The organism is Caulobacter sp. (assembly GCF_039596335.1).
Taxonomy (GTDB): Bacteria; Pseudomonadota; Alphaproteobacteria; order Caulobacterales; family Caulobacteraceae; genus Caulobacter.
The window spans coordinates 1-14,123 of the sequence record NZ_JBCNJZ010000012.1; the positions used below are offsets into that span (position 1 = coordinate 1).

The 14,123-nt window shown below is 67.4% G+C and carries 13 protein-coding genes and 1 pseudogene; 8 read left to right on the plus strand and 6 right to left on the minus strand.

Translation table 11 applies throughout. From position 1 onward, the window contains the following. Together ABDW31_RS22185 and ABDW31_RS22190 are read left to right on the plus strand one after the other, a co-directional pair. Positions 1-436, plus strand: a pseudogene (locus tag ABDW31_RS22185) (hypothetical protein); the annotation flags it as partial. Between the two features lie 361 nt (positions 437-797). Continuing rightward, positions 798-1,229 (plus strand): Rrf2 family transcriptional regulator, encoded by a 432-nt coding sequence (locus tag ABDW31_RS22190; protein WP_184717560.1) that lies wholly within the window; start codon positions 798-800, stop codon positions 1,227-1,229. Between the two features lie 94 nt (positions 1,230-1,323). Here the strand turns inward: ABDW31_RS22190 and ABDW31_RS22195 are convergent, their stop codons facing one another. Both ABDW31_RS22195 and ABDW31_RS22200 read right to left on the minus strand, forming a co-directional pair. Continuing rightward, positions 1,324-1,755 (minus strand): CBS domain-containing protein, encoded by a 432-nt coding sequence (locus ABDW31_RS22195; protein ID WP_184717558.1) that lies wholly within the window; start codon positions 1,753-1,755, stop codon positions 1,324-1,326. A gap of 76 nt (positions 1,756-1,831) precedes the next feature. Beyond that, complete coding sequence (locus ABDW31_RS22200; RefSeq protein ID WP_184717556.1) at positions 1,832-2,482, minus strand: rhomboid family intramembrane serine protease; 651 nt, start codon at positions 2,480-2,482, stop codon at positions 1,832-1,834. A 185-nt stretch (positions 2,483-2,667) separates the two neighbouring features. Here ABDW31_RS22200 and hfaA point away from each other — a divergent pair, with 185 nt between their 5' ends. The 4 genes from hfaA to ABDW31_RS22220 are packed head-to-tail and all read left to right on the plus strand — an operon-like array spanning position 2,668 to position 5,982. Next, on the plus strand, positions 2,668-3,111 hold the full coding sequence (gene hfaA, locus ABDW31_RS22205) for a holdfast anchoring protein HfaA (protein WP_184717554.1): 444 nt from the start codon (positions 2,668-2,670) through the stop codon (positions 3,109-3,111). A 14-nt stretch (positions 3,112-3,125) separates the two neighbouring features. Beyond that, complete coding sequence (gene hfaB, locus ABDW31_RS22210; RefSeq protein ID WP_184723710.1) at positions 3,126-4,139, plus strand: holdfast anchoring protein HfaB; 1,014 nt, start codon at positions 3,126-3,128, stop codon at positions 4,137-4,139. Beyond that, a complete protein-coding gene (hfaD, locus tag ABDW31_RS22215) occupies positions 4,117-5,298 on the plus strand; it encodes a holdfast anchor protein HfaD (protein WP_343699560.1) in 1,182 nt (393 codons plus the stop codon). Before hfaB ends, hfaD begins: the two co-directional genes overlap by 23 nt. Before the next feature lie 33 nt (positions 5,299-5,331). Continuing rightward, positions 5,332-5,982, plus strand: coding sequence for a DsbA family protein (locus tag ABDW31_RS22220; RefSeq protein ID WP_184717544.1), 651 nt, complete (start codon positions 5,332-5,334; stop codon positions 5,980-5,982). 7 nt (positions 5,983-5,989) lie between these two features. Here ABDW31_RS22220 and ABDW31_RS22225 read toward each other — a convergent pair whose 3' ends face one another. From ABDW31_RS22225 to ABDW31_RS22240, 4 genes are all read right to left on the minus strand, one after another. Continuing rightward, positions 5,990-6,715, minus strand: a complete 726-nt coding sequence (locus ABDW31_RS22225) for a hypothetical protein (RefSeq protein ID WP_184717542.1) — start codon at positions 6,713-6,715, stop codon at positions 5,990-5,992. Positions 6,716-6,729: 14 nt separating this feature from the next. Continuing rightward, complete coding sequence (locus ABDW31_RS22230; RefSeq protein WP_343699561.1) at positions 6,730-7,260, minus strand: hypothetical protein; 531 nt, start codon at positions 7,258-7,260, stop codon at positions 6,730-6,732. A gap of 168 nt (positions 7,261-7,428) precedes the next feature. Then, on the minus strand, positions 7,429-7,692 hold the full coding sequence (locus ABDW31_RS22235; RefSeq protein ID WP_184717538.1) for a hypothetical protein: 264 nt from the start codon (positions 7,690-7,692) through the stop codon (positions 7,429-7,431). Positions 7,693-7,823: 131 nt separating this feature from the next. Continuing rightward, positions 7,824-9,770, minus strand: a complete 1,947-nt coding sequence (locus tag ABDW31_RS22240; RefSeq protein WP_184717536.1) for a PAS domain-containing hybrid sensor histidine kinase/response regulator — start codon at positions 9,768-9,770, stop codon at positions 7,824-7,826. A 197-nt stretch (positions 9,771-9,967) separates the two neighbouring features. Here ABDW31_RS22240 and ABDW31_RS22245 point away from each other — a divergent pair, with 197 nt between their 5' ends. Together ABDW31_RS22245 and ABDW31_RS22250 are read left to right on the plus strand one after the other, a co-directional pair. Further along, positions 9,968-11,803, plus strand: coding sequence for an ABC-F family ATP-binding cassette domain-containing protein (locus ABDW31_RS22245; protein WP_184717534.1), 1,836 nt, complete (start codon positions 9,968-9,970; stop codon positions 11,801-11,803). Between the two features lie 212 nt (positions 11,804-12,015). Continuing rightward, complete coding sequence (locus ABDW31_RS22250; RefSeq protein WP_184717532.1) at positions 12,016-14,076, plus strand: MASE1 domain-containing protein; 2,061 nt, start codon at positions 12,016-12,018, stop codon at positions 14,074-14,076. Positions 14,077-14,123 lie beyond the last annotated feature (47 nt).

Sequence of the window (14,123 nt, forward strand, 5' to 3'; positions counted from 1 at the left end):
GTTTCTCTTTCCAAATCAACAATGTCAAAGACCCGAACCGCTTCTCAGCGGAGCCACTCGTTTAGCGCCCGGTGTCGGCGGAGGCGGCTATCTATCCAACCTCGAATTCCGTGTCAAATCGTTTTTTCCAAAACTTTCTGACCCAACCAGCGAAACCCAAAAACCGGATCCGCCAGAGCTGGCAGCTTCTAAAGAAACCACCAAAACCAGTCAAGCAATTATTTCGAAGAATAATCAGCTCTTCCGGTTTGAAATACTTGGGAGATCTTTCGATCTTCTTCGCATTTCAAGGAGGGCGGCTTCTAATGAAGCTGAACTCCTGAGTCAACCGACCTTTCTATTTTCAACACCATCACGACCAGGGTCGCTTCAGAGCGCAAAAACTACCCGAGGCGCGCCACGAAGGAGCGCCGCAAGCTCGAAAGGATTCGATTGAGGCTGCGGAACCTAACGATCTGCTTTCAGAAACGCAAGCCCCTGAGGGCGAAGGTTCCGTCCGGCGGGCCGTTGCCCCGAAGCGAGGGGCGGCTTCTAGAGACCCCTCCCCGCCCCCGCAACCACGGAATCGTCATTCCATCCCCAGGCGCCCCATTCGGCTGTGCATGAACGACGTCACCCGAAATGTCCCTGTCGCCAGCAGGGGGACTTGCCTCGCGGCCTCGCCTCCCTCAGAAGGCTGAGCACTCTCGTGGCCTCGCTATCGCTTCGCTGCTTGAGCGAGATGCGTGGTCTCGTTACCGCTTCGCTGCTTGAGCGAGATGCCGCCACGCGACGCTTATATAAGGTGACCGGCGTCCATGTTGTCCCAGAAGGCGCGTTACGCCCTGCGCGCGATGATCGAACTGGCTCGCGAGAACGGGCAGGTAACCGCCGGCGAACTGGCCGAGCGCGCCGACGCGCCGCGCAAGTTCCTGGAAGCCATCCTTCTATCGCTCGCGCGCGAGGGCCTGGTGGTCAGTCGGCGCGGCAAGTTCGGGGGCTATGTGCTGGGCCGCCCGGCCGACCAGATCAATTTCGCCGAGATCATCCGCCTGGTCGACGGCCCGCTGGCCCTGACCCCGTGCGTCAGTCGCACGGCCTTCCGCCGCTGCGAGGACTGCCGTGACCTGGCGACCTGCGCCCTGCGCGAGGCGCTGCTGCGCGCGCGCGACGCGACGGCCGCGGTGCTGGAAGGTTACAGCGTCGCCGACGCCGCCCAAGGCGCCGGCGCTGAGCTGATCGGCGGCTGAAACGCTCTCTCTATATAGAGCGATATAGAGCGCCCAGCCTCTCCCGTGATCGTCGCTCAAGCAGCGAAGCGATAGCGACGATCACATGCGGGCGTTAGCCCGCCGAGATATAAGCCTTCAGCCCGTCGGCCTCGGCCTGGGTCTCGCTGATCTTGTACTTCACCAGATCGCCGATCGAGATGATCCCGGCCAGCCGCTCGCCGCGCACCACCGGCAGGTGGCGGATGCGGCGGTCGGTCATGCGCTCGAGCAGGGCGTCGACCGTCTCGTCCGGCGCGGCGAACACCACATTGACCGTCATGCAGCTGGCGACCGGCTTGGTGAGCGCGCTGGCGCCCTCCTTGGCGATCACCCGCACGACGTCGCGCTCGGACAGGATGCCGACGACGGCCTCCTTGTCGTCGACCACCACCATGGCCCCGACCTTGCGCGTATGCAGTAGAGCGGCGGCGGCCCCGACGGTCTCCTGGGGGGAGGCCGTGAACACGAGGTCACCCTTGGTCTTGAGGATCTGAGATACCAGCACTGCGCGTTCTCCCTTTTCTCTGGAGAACAAGGGTCTCGCAAACACGCCCCATGATCAATGGGGAACGAAAACTAGGTCAGTCTGGCTCGAAAGCTTCGCCAACAGGCCCGGCCCAGCGCGCGAACGGTCCCAGCATCAGCACGCCGGCGATGAAGCCGATCAGGTGCGCCTCCCAGGCCACCCCGCCCGCGCCCATGGTCAGGAGGCTGCCGGTGACGGCCATCACCAGATTGACGATCAGCCAGCCCAGGCCCAGCGACAGCACGCGCGGCCCGAACATCGGTCCGACCTGGCCGGGATTGTCCATCACCCGGGCGGCTGCGCCCATCAGGCCCGACACCGCGCCCGACGCGCCCACCACGACCGCCGTCCGTTCCGGATGCAGCGCTGCGTAGCCGACGCCCGAGGCGACGCCGCAGGCCAGATAGAACAGGCAGAAGATTCCCCCTCCCCGGCCGTTCAGTCCCAGCGTCCGCGCCAGCGGCGCGCCGAAGGCCAGGGCGAAGGCGGCGTTCATCAGAGCGTGAACCCAGCCATCATGTACGAACATCATGGTCACAACGCCCGTCCAGGCGCCTTCCCAGAAGTCGCGCGGGATCAGCGCCAGAGAGACGATCGTCTCCTGGCTGGCCGACATCAGAAGCAGGTGGGAACCGAGGATGGAAGCCGCCGCGAGCAAGGCGGGCCAAGGGGCGTTGAAGATCGGCTCGGGGCGCTGGGTCGTCATTGCTCTCTTATCTAGGCTGCTTCGCGGCGATGCGAAGGGCCAGGCTTGAGACCCATCGTCGCGTCGCGTGAACGTCGTCCCGACCCTTAACCATTTTTTCGAGACCTTGGGGCTAGGTGTGAGGCTGTATCTTTTTGGCACGGGCGTTGCTTGTCACCCCGCGTCGACAGTTCTCGGAGCCTCTGATGGCCTGGCATCGCAAAAAGAAGACGCGCGCGGCGGCCCTGGCCGTCGTCGTGGCGATGAGCGCAAGCGGCATCGCCGCGGCGCAATCGATGTCGACCAACTCGGCCTCGTTCAACGCCGGTTATGGCCGCAGCTCGGGCCAGGAAAACCGCATGGTCGACTATTCGACCCGCGACGTGAACGGCAACCGGGTGATCGTCGACGGCGTCATGCTGACCGGCGCGGACCAGAGCGTCTATTCGTCGAGCCGCAGCTCGGGCTCGCTGGACGCCTATTCGGGCGTGGGCGGTATCGGCGGCTATGCCGGTTCGACCGCGATCGGCAACAACCTGACGGTCATCACCCAGGGCAACAACAACACGGTCATCGTCAACTCGAACCAAGTGAACAACGGCAATATCTCGGCCGGTTCGAACGTCGTGAAGGGCGGTACCGCGCAATGATGAGCAAGCGCCCCATTCCCTTGAAGAAGACGGCTCTGATCCTGGCCCTGATGGGCGCGACGGCCCTGGCCGGCTGCGGCGGCGTGCCGGTGGCCTCGACCGCCGGCAACTACGCCAAGCCGATCGGCACCGCCCCGGTCACGGCCAACCCCACCGACTATTCGGCGGCCCTGGTCTGCCTGAACCAGTACGCCCGCGCCAACCACGTGGCCGCCCCGCGCATCGCCATCGGCCGCATCGCCGACTACACTGGCAAGGAAGAGTCCGACGGCTCGGGCCGCAAGGTCACGCAAGGCGCCTCGCTGATGGCGTTCTCGGCCTTCGCGAAAGCCGGCATGCCGATGGTCGAGCGTTTCGACACCTCGGTGTCGGAGTTCGAGCTGAAATACGCCAACAACAAGCTGATCTCGGACCGTCCCAACGCCGCGCCCGACGCGCCGGCGGACTTCCGCAAGATCCTGGCCGGCCAGGTGCCCGGCTCGGACTTCTATGTGGTCGGCGGCATCACCGAGTTGAACTACAACATCCGCTCGCAGGGCATCGACGCCTATGCCGGCGACAAGGACACCGACGGGCTGAAGGGCAACTTCCGCCGCCGGGTCTTCATCATGAACATCGCCCTGGACCTGCGGATGGTGAACACCCGCACGCTGGAGGTGGTGGACGTCATCTCCTACCAGAAGCAGGTCGTCGGCCGCGAAATCAGCGCCGGCGTCTTCGACTTCCTCAATGGCAACCTGTTCGACATCTCGGCCGGTCGCGGGGCGCTGGAGCCCATGCAGCTGGCGGTGCGCGCCCTGATCGAGCGCGCCACCGTCGAGATGTCCGCCAACCTGTACGGCATGCCCGGCCCGCAAAGCTGCCTGCGTTACGACCCGTTCGGCGACGCCACGGTCGGCCAGACCGGCGCCTTCACGCCCGCTTACGACAATCTGGGAACGAACAATGCGCAAACCCGCGATGACCCGTCTCGCTGGAACGCTCGCCGCGATCCCGATATCCGTGATGCTAAGCGGGGTCGCTACTAGCCAGACGACGGGGTCCAGCCCGGTTCTCAACAGCCAGATCAATCTGGGTGAGATCTTCTCAGAGCAGACCCTGAACGTCCAGACCGTCACCGACGGCGTGACCGCCAGCACCCTGGCGCACGCCAACGGCGTGTCAGTGGGCGTGACCAACGCCGACGGCTCGGTGACCTCGGACCAGACCAACCAGGGCGCCGCCTACGGCAAGACCGTCGTCAATATCGAGACCGACGCCGGCGCGGCCAGCGCCGTGCGCACCACCGCGGTCGGCAACTCGGCCGCCTTCGGCGCGTCGAACGGCACGGTCTCGGCCCTCTCGATCCAGACCAATTCAGCGGAAGTCGCCGCCTATGGCCAGGTCCAGGCCGACCGCGCCAGCGTCGGCGATCTGACCGCCTCGACCCTGGCCATGGGCAACACCCACGGGGTGACCCTGGACAACAGCGCGGCCGGCGCCCGGATCAGCCAGTCGAACCAGGCGAACGTCACGTCCGAGGGCGTGGCGACGGCGGGCTATGTCTCGGGCTCCGCGGCGGCCACGGCCACCACGACCGGCAACAACATCAACGTGGCCGGCGCCAACCAGTCGGCCGCCCGCCTGATCACCGACCAGGCCAACACCGCCGCCCTCACCGAGGCCCGGCAGTTCAGCGCCTATGGCAACAGCTATCTGAGTGCGACCGTGGCCACGGCTACCGGCAACAACCTGTCGGCCGACAACGAAGGCCCGCTGCTGGACATCACCTCCAGCCAGTGGAACACCTCGACCGTGCGCGGCGACGCCGACGGCAACGCCTATCTCTACGGCGCGGCCCAGACCGGGGCCTATGCGATGGGCAACTCCTCGCAGGTCAACAATGTCGGGACCGAGGTCGTGCTGGATAACGCCCAGACCAACACCGGCGGCGTCGAGGCGGTAGCCCGGTTCGAGGGGCAGGACGGCTATGACTCGGTGACCACCGCCACGGCGATGGGCAATGCGGTCAGCGCCTATGCCTGCTCGCGCTGCAACGCCCGCATGACCGTGACCAACAACCAGAACAACAGCGCCAATGTCGGCGCCTCGTCATCGACGACGATTACGTCGAGCGGCCGCCAGGTTACAGGCGTCTCGACCGCGATCGGCAACAACGCCGGCTTCACGGTGGGCTCGCCCTACTGAGGCCGGCTGGCCGGATCGCTTCTGGAGTAACGCATGCTTTTCCGTCAGTTCGCGGCGCTGGCCGCGTCGGTCGTCGCCCTGTCGGCCTGCGGGCCGGCCGACGCCGAGGCCCCCGCGCGGACGCCCGTGGCGGCCGAGTATGGCTTTGCCGATCTGCTGCGTGACCCCGGAACCCCGCGCGCCGGCGCGGTGGACGCGGACGTCACCGTCATCATGTATGCCGACTACAACTGCGGCTACTGCAAGCGCATGGAGCCGGTGCTGGCCAATGCGCTGAAAAGCGACCGCCGCCTGGCCGTGGTCCACAAGGAATGGCCGATCTTCGGCGACGTGTCCGAGCACGCCGCCCGCGTGGCGCTGGCGGCCAACTATCAGGGCCGCTACGAGGCCGTGCATCGGGCCTTCATGCTGTCGCCCACGCGTCTCGCCGACAAGGCGATGGTGGAGACCGTGGCCAAGCAGACCGGTCTGGACTGGCCGCGCCTGACGCGCGATCTGAAGACCCACGGCCGCGACATCGACGCGATCCTCAAGCGCAACGAGCGCGAGGCGATGCTGCTTGACCTGCAGGGCACGCCGGGCCTGGTGATCAACGGCTATCTGGTGCCGGGCGCTCTGAACGACGACCAGCTGAAGACCCTGGTCCAGAAGGTCCGCGCGGCTCAAAAGAAGCCCGCGGCCTGACGCCGCCCTACTCCGCGTTGACGACGTTGTAGCGCTGCAGTTCCTCGTCGGTCAGGCAGCGCAGGGTCGACCTGTCGCTGCCGGAAAAGGTGTCGGCCTTCTGCTGGTACATGACCTCGGTCAGCAGGCGGCGCGAGATGCCCATGCGGATCAGGAAGTCGTTCTCCTCGGTCGCCAGCAGAGCCGAGGCCTGCTCGCGGCGGGCGATGTTGTTCAGGGTCATGTTCGAGTCGGTCCCCTTGCGGGTGACATCGACATAGGCCTGATAGTCGACGCTGGCCGTGATCGTGAACATGTGCACGGCGAAGGCCGCGCCGGTGTCGATCGTGCGGATCGCCCCGCCCATGAAGGCGAAGTTGCAGGCGCTGGCGCAGCCCCAGCCATCGGGCACCCGGGTCGGCACGCCCATGGCGCGGATCATCTTGCCGATCTTCAGCCCCTCGGCCGCGTCGCCGCCGCTGGATCCGATCCAGATCTCGTCGACAGGATCACGGCTGTCTTCCAGCGCGCGCTCCAGCTTTTCGGCCGCGCCGGGCACGATGGCGCCGCTGAATTTGATCACGCGGCGACCGTCGACCTTGGCCGACTGCACCTGCACCGGTCCCGACAGCGGGCCGAACACCTTCTGGATGCTGGGACAGGTGGGATTGTCGGTGTCTGGTGCGTTGGCGTGCGCCGCGCCGGCGGCGAACAGGACGAGCGAACAGGCGGCCAGGAGGACGGATGTCTTCATCGCCGAGGACCCTACTACGAGGCCGGGGCCAGCGTGAAGCCGCTGGCGCCCACCGGACGGCACAGGGTCTTGGTGATCATGGTTTCCTCGCCGCTGATGATCACCACGTCGCGCACAGCGCGGCACAGGGCGCCGTCGGGGCGCTTGGTCTCGCTCATCACCGACGAACGACCGCTGACGCCCGGACGGCTGGTCGAGGTCCATTGCACCTGGGCGCCGACGCCCTGGGTGACAGCGCTTTGCGTGGCGGTGGCGGCAGCGGTCTGCTCGCCCGGATTCAGCAGGCAGGCGATCTTGTCGGTCAGCAGGGCGCCGATCACCAGACCGACGACTTCGGCGTTCTTGATCCCGGCCGTCCGGGCGGCCAGCGAAGCGCCGGCAGTGACGCCCGCGCCCATTGCGGCGCTGCCGCCGGCGCAAGGCGCGCTCTTGGCGGCCGTCGAGGCGATCTGGGCCAGGTTCTGCGGGAACGGCGCCGCGTGCGCGCCGGCGGCGGCGATGCTGGCCATGCCCAGGGACACCAGGGTGACGCGAAGACGCGACATGGGGCGTGGCTCCATCATTTGATAGCCGTTTCGATCGTACGCGAGGTATCGATCGAACACCGTCATGTGTCGAGGTCTAGCCGCCCCAAAAGACGGTCATGCGACAACTTGCCCCGCGAGCGCGCGACGCTGCTCGCGGCCCTACCGGATATGGGGTTTGACCCCGCCTTACGAGACCGGGGTGAAGGCGGTCGAACCGACGGCGCGGCACAGGGTGCGGGTGATCTTGGCCTCTTCGCCGCCGATGATGATGATCTCGCGAACCGCGCGGCAGGTGGCGCCTTCCGGACGCTTGCCCTCGTTCAGAACCGACGTGACGTTGGCGACGTCCGGGCGGCCGCCAGCCGGAACGGCGGCGCTGGCCGTCCCCGCGCTGAACGCGGTCAGGCCAACCAGGGTCAGCGTGATCAGAGCGGCGGCGGAACGCGACATCGAACTGTGCTCCAAAAGATCGCGACCAATTAAATCGCATACGATCTATTATCGAGCACCCAAACCTGTGTCGAGAGGCCAACATGCGAAAAACGGCGCCTGCGACAACCTGCCTCGCAGCTTGCAAAGGCTTACCCAGAAAGGGTTTCAGGCCTGAGTGGCGCGTCGCTCGCGAACACCACTTGAGCCGGGTGGTTTCGGCCCCGCGTATCGCCCCAGGCGGCGACCTTGCTCAGCAGGTCGCGCGGGCTGATCGGCTTGCCGACGTGATCGTCCATGCCGCTGGCGCGATAGAAAGCCACCTGGTCGGGCAGCACGTTGGCGGTCAGGGCGATGATCGGCGTCAGAGCCGGCTCGCCGGCCAGACTGCGGATGGCGCGGGTGGCGGCCAGGCCGTCCATGAGCGGCATCTGCACGTCCATCAGGATCACGTCATAGCTGCCTGCGCGGGCCGCCTCGACCGCCGCGACGCCGTCGGCCACCGCCTCGACCGTATGGCCCGCCGCGCGGATTAGGGCGCCGATCAGCTCGCGATTGGCCTCGTTGTCGTCGGCGACCAGCAGCTTCAACGGACGCGCGTCGACCGGGGCCGGCTCGTCCGCCGGAAGCTCGGGCGCGGACGCGATCGGCAGGTCCAGCACGAACCAGAAGCGCGCGCCCTGCCCCGCGATGCTGTCGACCCCGATCTCGCCGCCCATCAGTTCGATAATCTCCTTGCTGATCGCCAGACCCAGTCCAGTGCCGCCGAACTTGCGCGACACCTCCGGCCCGGCCTGGGCGAAGCGTTCAAACACCAGGTCCAGCATGGTCGCCGGCACGCCGACGCCCGTGTCGGCCACCGCCAGCTCCAGCCGCGCCGAGCCGGGCGCGGCGCCCTGCAGCAGGGCCGCGCTCAGCGTCACCTGCCCCGCGCCGGTGAACTTCACCGCATTGCCCAGGAAGTTGACCAGTACCTGACGCAGCCGCTCGGGGTCGCCCTCCAGCCAGTCGGGACAGGCCGGATCGATGCGTAGGGAAAGATCCAGGGTCTTGGCCTGGGCCTGGGCCTCGAACAGGCCAACGGCCTGGGACAGCAGCGCGCCAAGGGCGAACGGCCGGCTCTCCAGGTTCACCCCGCCGGCCTCCAGCTTGGAAAAGTCCAGCACGTCGTTCAGCGTATCCAGCAGCACCGCGCCGGCGTCGCGGATGCGGTCCAGGCGCTCGCGTTGGGTCTCGTCCAGGCGCGAGGCGGCCAACAGGTCGGCGAAGCCCAGGATGCTGGTCAGCGGCGTGCGCAGCTCGTGGCTCATGTTGGCCAGGAAGTCCTGGCGCGCGGCCATGGCGGTCTCGGCCCGCTCGCGGGCCTCGGCCAAGGCGGATTGGGCCTCGACCTCCTCGGTGATGTCGGCTTCGTTGACCAGCACGCAGGACTCGCCCGTCATCGGGTCGGGCGTGCGGCGAAGGGTTAGGCTGTGCCAGCGGGGACCCTGAGCGGTCGTGACGCGATAGGCGCCCTCGACGACGTCCCCGGCCACGGCCGAACTCCACAGCGCGCCGCCAATGTCGCCATTGCCGAAGATCTCGGCGAAGCGCACGCGCTCTCCCGGATAGCTGGCCATCGCCGCTGGATTGCCGAACAGGCGATAACCGTCGGCGTCGTAAAGCGAGACCAGCGCGCTGGTGTGCCTTAAAGCCTCAAGGGCGCGCTGTTTCTCGGCGGGCGGCGCGACCGGCGCGCCCTCGAACAACATGGCCCATCGGCCGTCCGGCAGATCGATCCGCGAGATGACGCTGTCCAGCGTCACCACAACGCCGTTGGGATAGAAGGTCCAGCGCTCCTCGATATCATCCCCGCCTTCGATGCGGGTGGCGATGTTGTCCATGCGCCGCTGGATGGCCTGGGACTGGTCGGAGAAGTCGCGCGCCAGCAGTTCGTCCAGCGAGGCCGCGCCCCACAGGTCCAGGGCGGCGCGGTTGGCGTAGACCTTGCGCTTGCGGACGTGGTCGAACACCCAGATCGGCCGGCGCAGGCGGTCGAACCCCAGGGTCGACGAAATCGCGACACTGGAAGAGACAAAGTTGTCCGAATTCGACTGCAAGGCGAGTACTTGTGCTCCGGTGAGGTGGATGGCTAGCAAGGTCACGCTTGGCGACCTGTTAACGCGCAAGGTTATCGCACCCTAATGGAGTATGGCCGGGCGTCGGATCGGCGGTGATTTAGACGTTCCCTCGGCGCGCCGCCTGCTATACCCCGCTCACCTCCGCGACATTCCTCCGCTTCATAAGTCTGTAGATCATGGCTTCTCCGACCCGCGCGCCCGTTCTCGCCCTCAAGGACGTCCGTCTCGCCGATGGGGCCAAGCCCCTGTTCGACGGCGTCGACCTGGCCCTGGAGCCGCGCGTGCGCGCCTGCCTGGTCGGTCGCAACGGGGCAGGCAAGTCGACCCTGCTGAAGATCCTGGCCGCTCAGGGCGTCGACGCCGACAGTGGCGAGCGCGCCGTCCAGCCGGGCGCCAAGATCGTCTATGTCAGCCAGGAGCCGGACATCACCGGCGAGACCCTGCTGGACTACTGCACGGCCGGCGGCGCCCAGGATTATCTGGCCCAGTCGGCCCTGGCCGACTTCGGCCTGGATCCGGAAAAGAGCTCGCAAGGCCTGTCGGGCGGCGAGAAGCGCCGCGCCGCCCTGGCCCGCGCGTTCGCCGAAGAGCCCGACGTGCTGCTGCTGGACGAGCCGACCAACCACTTGGACATCTTCGCGATCCAGACGCTGGAAGAAGAACTGGCCGGCTCCAAGTGCGCCGCTCTGATCGTCAGCCACGACCGCGCCTTCCTGAACCGCGTCACCCAGCGCACCTTCTGGCTGGAGCACCGCAAGGTGCGCCGCCTGGACAAGGGCTTCGCCGAGTTCGAGACCTGGAGCGAGCAGGTGCTGGCCGCCGAGGCCGACGAGGAGCGTCGCCTCAACAAGGTGCTGGAACGCGAGAACGCCTGGCTGGCGCGCGGCGTCCAGGGCCGCCGGGCCCGTAACGAGGGCCGCCGTCGCGCCCTGATGGACCTGCGCGCCCAGAAGAAAGAGCTGCAGGGCGACAAGCGCGGCTCGATGTTCATGGCCGTCGAAAGCGCCGCGACCTCGGGCAAGAAAGTCGTCGAGGCCAAGCACGTCACCAAGAAGTTCGGCGACCGCGTGATCGTCGAGGACTTCTCGACCCGCATCATGCGCGGCGACCGCGTGGCCCTGGTCGGTCCCAACGGCGCGGGCAAGACCACCTTGGTTCGGATGCTGCTGGGCGAGCTGGAGCTGGACGCCGGCGTGGTGACCCTGGGCACCAATCTGGAGGTCTCGTACATCGACCAGGGCCGCATGGCGCTGTCGGACAAGATCACCCTGTGGGACTTCCTGACCCCGGGCGGCGGCGACTCTATCCTGGTGCGCGGCCAGCCCAAGCACGTGGCCGGCTATGCCAAGGACTTCCTGTTCACCGAGGCTCAGCTGCGCCAGCCGGTCACCAGCCTGTCGGGCGGTGAGCGCAATCGCCTGCTGCTGGCCCGCGCCCTGGCCAATCCCACCAACCTGATGGTGCTGGACGAACCGACCAACGACCTGGACATGGATACGCTGGACCTGCTGGAGGACCTGTTGGCCGACTTCGACGGCACGCTGATCCTGGTCAGCCACGACCGCGACTTCATCGACCGTCTGGCCACCTCGACCATCGCCATGAACGGCCACGGCAGCGTGCTGGAAACGCCGGGCGGCTGGACCGACCTGATCGACCAGAGCCCCGACTTCTTCAAGGGAGCCCGCGGGGCAAGCGTCGGCTCGTCCTTCACCCCGGTAGCCCGCAGCACCAAGGCGCCCGCGCCGGTCGCCCCGCCGCCCAAGAAGGCCGTCAAGCTGACCTTCAAGGACCAGCGCCGCCTGGAGGAATGCGAGGCCCTGATCGCCAAGAGCCCGGCCATCATCGCCGGCTTCGAGAAGACCCTGGCCGACCCCAACCTCTACAGCCGTGACCCCGCGGCCTTCGACAAGACCATGAAGGCCCTGGACAAGGCCCGCGCCGATCTGGAGCAGGCCGAGATGGACTGGCTGGAGCTGGAGGAAAAGAAGGAAGGCCTGGCCGCCGGCTGACCGCCGCGAGCCCACGGTAGCGCTCCCTCTTGAATTGCAGTTGCGACCGTGTACTCCTCCCCGCCCAAGCTGCGGCGAAACGACACATTCGGCGATAAACTCGCAACTCGTCGCAGCCCGGGCGTATTCATGAACGGGTCGAGGCGACCCCTTGGGTTCGCTCAACCGTCATAGCCGCGGCGCAACGCGGCTGAGTGGGGGACGAACACGGCATGCCGCACAGGCTGGCCTTGCACGAGCGTCAGAGACAGACCGCTTTGCTGCTGGTGCTGTCCGTCGTGATCGTCGCCAGCCAGGTGTTCAGCGAGTATCTGACCCGCACCAGCCTGGGCGTCGCCGCGTTCTGGCCCGCCACCGCCCTGCTGGCCGCCGGCTTCCTGGCGCTGAACGGTTCGCGCCGCCTGGTCCTGGCGACGGTCTTCGTGGCCTCTCACCTCGCCGTCGATCTGGCGACCGGCGACGTCGTCGCTCTGGCCGTGCTCTACACTCTCCTCGACACGCTGGAGGCCCTCGCCGTCTGGGCCGTGTGCCTGCGCCTGTCGCACGGCGCGCCGCGGATCCGGACCATGCGGGCCCTGGCGACCCTGCCCGCCGTCACCACCCCGATCGCCGCCGTCTCGGCCGCCGTCTGCGCGGCGATCCTGGCCGCCGGCTTCGGCCAGCCGTTCACGCACAGCTGGCTGGACTGGTTCCTGCGTTCGGCCCTGGGCCTGGCGGTCATGCTGCCGGCCGCCCTGGTGCTGATCGACGCTGAGCACCGCCGCTCGTTCAAGCGCCCGTGGCCCGAGCAGTCAGCCCTGCTGTTCGCCGTCGCCGCCGTCACCCTGCTGTGCGCCCACCCGGCCTCGGGCGCGCCGCCGTTCCTGATTTTCCCGATCGCCCTGGCCACCGCCTACCGCCTGGGCGCGCGCGGCGCGGCCATGGCCTCGATCATCGTGGCTGTGATCACCCTGCCGATCGCCATGTCCGGCGCCTCGCCGCGCTTCAACGCCATCCTCGGTCCCGTGGCTCAGGCCCGGACGATCCAGATCTTCATCCTGGTGCTGTTCTACACCTGCCTGGCCGCGGGCCTGGTGCTGGCGCAACAGGAACGGCTGAAGCGCCTGCTGCTGCGTCGCGAGCAGCTGACCCGCGCCGCCCGCAGCCGGGCCCTGGCCGCCACCGAGGCCAAGACCGAATTCCTGGCCACCATGAGCCACGAGATCCGCACGCCGTTGAACAGCGTGCTGGGCTTCGCCCAACTGCTGGCCTCCCGCCACGACCTTCCGCCCGACGCCCGCCGACAGGTCAATCTGATCGACAGCGCCGGCGCGGCCTTGCTGACCGTGCTGAACGACATCCTGGAGTTCTCGCGCGTCGAGGCGGGCCAGATCGAACTGCTGCCCCAGCCGACCTCGGCGCCGGCCCTGCTGCGCGACACCGTCTCGATCATGGCCCCCGAAGCCAAGGCCAAGGGCCTGGCCCTGAACATCGAGATCATCGACCCGGTCCAAGCCCTGCACGAACTGGACGCCGATCGCCTGCGCCAGGTGCTGATCAACATCCTGAACAACGCCGTCAAGTTCACCGAAGAAGGCCGCATCGACGCGCGGCTGGTGATCGAGCACGGCGAGGTCGAGGATCGCCTGCGCTTCGAGATCATCGACACCGGCGTCGGCATCGACCTGGACAAGCAGGCCCTGCTGTTCCAGCGCTTCTCGCAGACCGACAGCTCGACCAGCCGTCTGCATGGCGGCTCGGGCCTGGGCCTGGCCATCGCCCGCACCCTGGTCGACGTGATGGGCGGCCGCATCGGCGTCGACAGCGTGCCGGGTCGCGGCTCTTGCTTCTGGCTTGAGCTGACCGCCCCGGGCGCCCAGGAGCTCGCCGCCCCCGAACGCCCGAAGGCCGCAACGCCGGGCGCGGCCAAGATCCTGATCGTCGACGACCACGCGGTGAACCTGGAGATCGGCGCAGCCCTGCTGTCGCTGGTCGGCTGCGAGGTCGACGTCGCCGAAAACGGCAAGCAGGCGGTCGAGCAGGTGCAGAAGGCCGAATACGACCTGATCCTGATGGACATCCACATGCCGCTGATGGACGGCCTGCAGGCGACCCGGGCGATCAAGGCGCTGGGCGGCCGCGCCGGCCAGACCCCGATCGTGGCCATGAGCGCCGACGCCCTACCCCGCCAGGTCGAGCGCTGCTACGCCGCCGGCATGGTCGACCACATCGCCAAGCCCGTTCAGCGCGAAGTGCTGTACGCCAAGGTCGATCGCTGGATCCACCGGCAGTAGCCTGCCTGGATGAGAGGGTTCCGACTTGGAACCTCCTCCAACCCCGC

Bases quoted from the DNA above. Each gene is read 5' to 3' on its own strand.
- ABDW31_RS22190 (WP_184717560.1), top strand. From the start codon at position 798: ATGTTGTCCCAGAAGGCGCGTTACGCCCTGCGCGCGATGATCGAACTG.
- ABDW31_RS22200 (WP_184717556.1), bottom strand. From the start codon at position 2,482: ATGACGACCCAGCGCCCCGAGCCGATCTTCAACGCCCCTTGGCCCGCC.
- hfaA (WP_184717554.1), top strand. From the start codon at position 2,668: ATGGCCTGGCATCGCAAAAAGAAGACGCGCGCGGCGGCCCTGGCCGTC.
- hfaD (WP_343699560.1), top strand. From the start codon at position 4,117: ATGCTAAGCGGGGTCGCTACTAGCCAGACGACGGGGTCCAGCCCGGTT.
- ABDW31_RS22220 (WP_184717544.1), top strand. From the start codon at position 5,332: ATGCTTTTCCGTCAGTTCGCGGCGCTGGCCGCGTCGGTCGTCGCCCTG.
- ABDW31_RS22225 (WP_184717542.1), bottom strand. From the start codon at position 6,715: ATGAAGACATCCGTCCTCCTGGCCGCCTGTTCGCTCGTCCTGTTCGCC.
- ABDW31_RS22230 (WP_343699561.1), bottom strand. From the start codon at position 7,260: ATGTCGCGTCTTCGCGTCACCCTGGTGTCCCTGGGCATGGCCAGCATC.
- ABDW31_RS22235 (WP_184717538.1), bottom strand. From the start codon at position 7,692: ATGTCGCGTTCCGCCGCCGCTCTGATCACGCTGACCCTGGTTGGCCTG.
- ABDW31_RS22245 (WP_184717534.1), top strand. From the start codon at position 9,968: ATGGCTTCTCCGACCCGCGCGCCCGTTCTCGCCCTCAAGGACGTCCGT.
- ABDW31_RS22250 (WP_184717532.1), top strand. From the start codon at position 12,016: ATGCCGCACAGGCTGGCCTTGCACGAGCGTCAGAGACAGACCGCTTTG.